Origin of the sequence: Rosenbergiella epipactidis (assembly GCF_018494055.1) — a bacterium.
Lineage (GTDB): Bacteria > Pseudomonadota > Gammaproteobacteria > Enterobacterales > Enterobacteriaceae > Rosenbergiella > Rosenbergiella epipactidis.
The window spans coordinates 1-4252 of sequence record NZ_JABBFQ010000016.1 but is presented as its reverse complement, the minus strand read 5'-3'; the positions used below and the strand labels follow the sequence as shown (position 1 = coordinate 4252).

Genomic DNA, 4252 nt, shown 5'->3' with positions numbered 1-4252 from the left:
GTCTCCCCATGCGAGAGTAGGGAACTGCCAGGCATCCAATAAGTCGAAAAGGCCATCCTAACGGATGGCCTTTTTGCGTTACAAAAACGCCAACTTCTTATCGCGTTTATTGAAAAAAATCCCACTAAATCAGGTAAACTAGTCAGTGATTATCCTATCAAGGTGAAGCCATGACTTGTTCGCAGACCTCTTTAAAATCCTTAAATACCTTTGGCCTTTCTGTGAGTGCTGAACGTATTGTCTATGCACACAATACAGAAACTCTTATTGAAAGCTGGCAAGCCAATCAAGATAAACCGTGGCTGCTGATTGGCGGAGGCAGCAACATGCTGTTCCTCGATGACTTCGACGGTACGGTTGTTGTCAATCAGCTAAAGGGAATGAGTATTGAGCAAAACCAAGAAGAGTGGCTTATTCACTGTGCGGCCGGTGAGAATTGGCATGAGTTCGTGGCATTAACTGTGAAAGAAGGGATGGCGGGGCTGGAAAATTTAGCCCTGATCCCTGGAACAGTAGGATCAGCACCTATACAGAATATAGGCGCTTATGGTGTCGAATTAAAAGATGTTTGCGCATACGTAGATATTCTCGATCTTAATCGAAATAAGACCATGAGATTAACTAACAAAGAGTGCCTATTCGGTTACCGTGAAAGTATTTTCAAGCACCAGTATCAGCAAGGGTATGTCATTACCGCAGTAGGCTTTAGCTTAACAAAGCATTGGCAGCCTAACCTATCCTATGGACCTCTTAACTCAACAGAGACACCTCTGCTAACACCACAAGCAATATTTGATAAAGTGTGCGAGATACGTCGCAGTAAGTTACCTGACCCAGCCAAAATAGGTAATGCAGGTAGCTTTTTTAAAAACCCTATTATCTCGACTCAAGATGCTGAGGCAATTAAACGTCACTATCCGAATGCTCCCTTCTATCCACAATGTGGCAACTTAGTGAAGGTTGCAGCAGGTTGGTTAATTGACCAGGCTGGACTCAAAGGATATACAGCTGATCATGCAGGGGTACATCCTCAACAAGCATTAGTCTTGATTAATTTGGGTGATGCACAGCCTGAAGATCTGGTCAGCATGGCAAAACATGTTCGTGACACTGTGTTTAATAAATTCGCTATTTGGTTAGAGCCAGAGGTGCGTTTTATCGGTCGTCAGGGCGAAGTTAACGCAGTGGAAACCTTATCATGAAAGATTACAGCGTAACGTTGAAGATCATGGCCATTTTAGCCGATGGGGAATTCCATTCCGGTGAGCAGTTGGGCCAAGAACTTGGTATGAGTCGAGCGGCGATCAATCAGCATTTAAAAATTCTCGAAACTTGGGGAGTTAGTACTTATCGGGTGACGGGCAAGGGATATTGCTTATCAGAGCCAATCAATCTTCTTGATGAGGACGTTATTTCTCAACAGTATCACACAGAAAATGTTGAGGTTATCCCTGTTATTGATTCCACCAACCAATATTTACTCGATAATATCGATACGCTAACGACTGGCGATGTTTGCCTTGCTGAATATCAACAAGCGGGTCGAGGTAGGCGCGGCGGGAAATGGTTCTCCCCCTTTGGTGCTAACCTCTATTTATCAATGTACTGGCGTTTAGAGCAAGGACCGGCAGCCGCGATGGGGTTGAGCCTCGTCGTGGGGATAGTCATAGCGGAGACATTAGTGCAGTTCGGTTGTCATGACGTTAAAGTGAAATGGCCGAATGATCTATATATCAATAATAGAAAACTCGCAGGCATTTTAGTCGAAATGACGGGGAAAACTGGCGATGTTGCACACATTGTTATCGGTGCAGGAATAAATATAGCGATGAAGTCAGATACCACTTCGTCGATAGACCAAAGTTGGACAAGCCTCTACCAAGAGGGTGTTATTACCGATAGAAACGCACTATCCGCCGCAATTATTACCAATCTACGTGTTGCTTTGCGGACCTTTGAAACGCAAGGAATGGTTCCTTTTCTCCCTCGTTGGCATGCTTTAGACAATTTCCTCAATAAGCCGGTAAAACTCATCATAGGGGATAGGGAAATTCACGGTATTGAACGAGGGATAAATGAATTTGGTGCACTCATGCTTGAACATGAAGATGAAATCAAAGCGTGGGTTGGCGGCGAGATTTCGTTGAGAGCCGCCAACTGAGTCATTAAGCGTTATTTACGTAAGCTCACTGTACTCACAGCATGCTTAAGGCTTTTCGATAAGATAAGGTTCGCCCGCTCTCGAGTGGGTAAAATATTCTCACGAAGGTTAAGCCCATTGATTTCATCCCAGAGCGTTGAGGCAATCCCCTTTGCCTCTTCAATGGTCAGCTGCGAGTAATGGTGGAAATAAGAATTGGGATCGCTGAAAGCGCCTTCTCTGAATCGTAGGAAACGATTTATATACCACTGTTTAAGCAAATCTTCCGACGCATCGACATATATCGAAAAATCAACAAAATCGCTAACAAAGACACGATGGGGATCATGGGAATAATCCATGCCGCTTTGTAAGACATTTAACCCCTCAAGGATAACGATATCCGGCGCCTCAACGACCTTTTGTTCTTCAGGGATGATGTCATACGTCAAATGAGAATAAACCGGAACAGTAAGCTTCTCCTTGCCTGCCTTGATATCCGCAACGAAATTTACCAAGCGATGCATGTCGTATGATTGAGGAAAACCTTTCTTCTTCATCAGTCCGCGCTCTTTTAAGAGGGCATTAGGATGAAGAAAACCGTCTGTGGTGATCAATTCGACTTTTCGGTGTTCAGGCCAGCGACTCAGTAAAGCTTGTAGCACACGGGCAGTCGTACTTTTTCCCACCGCTACGCTACCTGCAATGCTAATGATATAAGGTACTTTTTTCCGGTCCGTACCGAGAAATTTCTTAACCACATTCTGGTGGTTGAGGTTTGAGCTGATATAAAAATTCAGTAAACGTGAGAGGGGGAGGTATATCTCAGCCACTTCACTTAGGGATAGATCTTCGTTAATCCCCTTTAATTGTTCTATATCTTGCTCATCAAGGACTAAAGGTGTCGACTCACGTAACGCTGCCCAATGTTGGCGGTCAAAATGCAAATAAGCTGAAGTCAAAGATGACGAATCGATTGTACTCATAGTTATACGTCTGACATCCGTAACTCATTACGGCAAAAAATTCCGGAAAATGAGTTAACTAAGGGAGTTAAAAGAATTATATCTCTGGAGGTTATCACCTGTAGTGAGTAGCACAAAGCAAAAAGATGTTAATGCAATGATGTATTTATATTTTTTGTATGTTAAATCCGACAAGAAGGTATAAATTAATCGAGGTATTTAGGCATAGATAAAAAAACTCACGCGCTTTTCTATACCTTTGCATCATACCAATAGATGAATCACTACTATTTTCTAAGCGCGTAAAACGCTATTTTTGATTAATTATTGGGCTAAAAACCACTAAAACCGCTTATTTTGAATAAAGAGTGAGCGAACGGAAAAAAAACTTAATTTTTTAGTTGCATGATTTTCTAACTCCCCATAGAATGCGCCTCAACTTGATGCCGACTTAGCTCAGTAGGTAGAGCAACTGACTTGTAATCAGTAGGTCACCAGTTCGATTCCGGTAGTCGGCACCAATCAAGTTAAGGTGGGGTTCCCGAGCGGCCAAAGGGAGCAGACTGTAAATCTGCCGTCACAGACTTCGAAGGTTCGAATCCTTCTCCCACCACCATCTCAACTACTGCAGTTGAGGCATAGTGAAGTAAAATGCTTAATAAAGCAGTTTTCATCACACCGGTTTAGACTGGTAACAGTCGAAAGTCGGTCAGTTTATCTGGCAGACTCGAATAATAAAAGCCATTTTATTATTCATAAGCTACAGAAAGATCCAGGTAGCAGAGTTCCAGGATGCGGGCATCGTATAATGGCTATTACCTCAGCCTTCCAAGCTGATGATGCGGGTTCGATTCCCGCTGCCCGCTCCAGATGTGCTGATATGGCTCAGTTGGTAGAGCGCACCCTTGGTAAGGGTGAGGTCCCCAGTTCGACTCTGGGTATCAGCACCACATTCCTAACTTCCTCCCTGATTCCTTCTGTTCTTGATTAAATCCATATTTATCAGGCAATAATGACCTGGTTGACGTGATAACTTCACCGATTCTATCTGTGTCTTAGAGGAACAAGCGATGGCTAAAGAGCAATTTCAACGTAATAAACCACACGTAAACGTGGGCACCATCGGTCACGTTGACCACGGTAAAAC

Annotated in this window: 3 protein-coding genes, 4 tRNA genes and 1 pseudogene; 7 read left to right on the top strand and 1 reads right to left on the bottom strand. The window is 43.5% G+C overall.

Annotated elements, in window-relative coordinates; genetic code table 11:
- Nucleotides 1–170: 170 nt before the first annotated feature.
- Nucleotides 171–1202, top strand: coding sequence for a UDP-N-acetylmuramate dehydrogenase (gene murB, locus HGT71_RS15590; protein WP_214218603.1), 1032 nt, complete (start codon nucleotides 171–173; stop codon nucleotides 1200–1202).
- Complete coding sequence (birA, locus tag HGT71_RS15585) at nucleotides 1199–2161, top strand: bifunctional biotin--[acetyl-CoA-carboxylase] ligase/biotin operon repressor BirA (RefSeq protein ID WP_214218602.1); 963 nt, start codon at nucleotides 1199–1201, stop codon at nucleotides 2159–2161. Before murB ends, birA begins: the two co-directional genes overlap by 4 nt.
- An 11-nt stretch (nucleotides 2162–2172) precedes the next feature.
- On the opposite strand, the gene coaA is transcribed toward birA, so the two are convergent.
- Nucleotides 2173–3126 (bottom strand): type I pantothenate kinase, encoded by a 954-nt coding sequence (coaA, locus tag HGT71_RS15580; protein WP_048911263.1) that lies wholly within the window; start codon nucleotides 3124–3126, stop codon nucleotides 2173–2175.
- Between the two features lie 424 nt (nucleotides 3127–3550).
- Between coaA and HGT71_RS15575 the strand changes: the two genes are divergently transcribed.
- The 5 genes and pseudogenes from HGT71_RS15575 to HGT71_RS15555 form a co-directional block, all read left to right on the top strand.
- A tRNA-Thr gene (locus tag HGT71_RS15575) sits at nucleotides 3551–3626 on the top strand.
- 10 nt (nucleotides 3627–3636) lie between these two features.
- Nucleotides 3637–3721 (top strand) — tRNA-Tyr (locus tag HGT71_RS15570).
- A gap of 178 nt (nucleotides 3722–3899) precedes the next feature.
- A tRNA-Gly gene (locus HGT71_RS15565) sits at nucleotides 3900–3974 on the top strand.
- A 5-nt stretch (nucleotides 3975–3979) separates the two neighbouring features.
- Nucleotides 3980–4055: transfer RNA gene (locus HGT71_RS15560), tRNA-Thr, on the top strand.
- Nucleotides 4056–4175: 120 nt separating this feature from the next.
- Nucleotides 4176–4252: pseudogene (locus HGT71_RS15555) on the top strand (GTP-binding protein); the annotation flags it as partial.

What these genes read in the sequence shown, in the direction of transcription:
- murB (WP_214218603.1), top strand. Translation starts at nt 171, where the DNA reads ATGACTTGTTCGCAGACCTCTTTAAAATCCTTAAATACCTTTGGCCTT.
- birA (WP_214218602.1), top strand. Translation starts at nt 1,199, where the DNA reads ATGAAAGATTACAGCGTAACGTTGAAGATCATGGCCATTTTAGCCGAT.
- coaA (WP_048911263.1), bottom strand. Translation starts at nt 3,126, where the DNA reads ATGAGTACAATCGATTCGTCATCTTTGACTTCAGCTTATTTGCATTTT.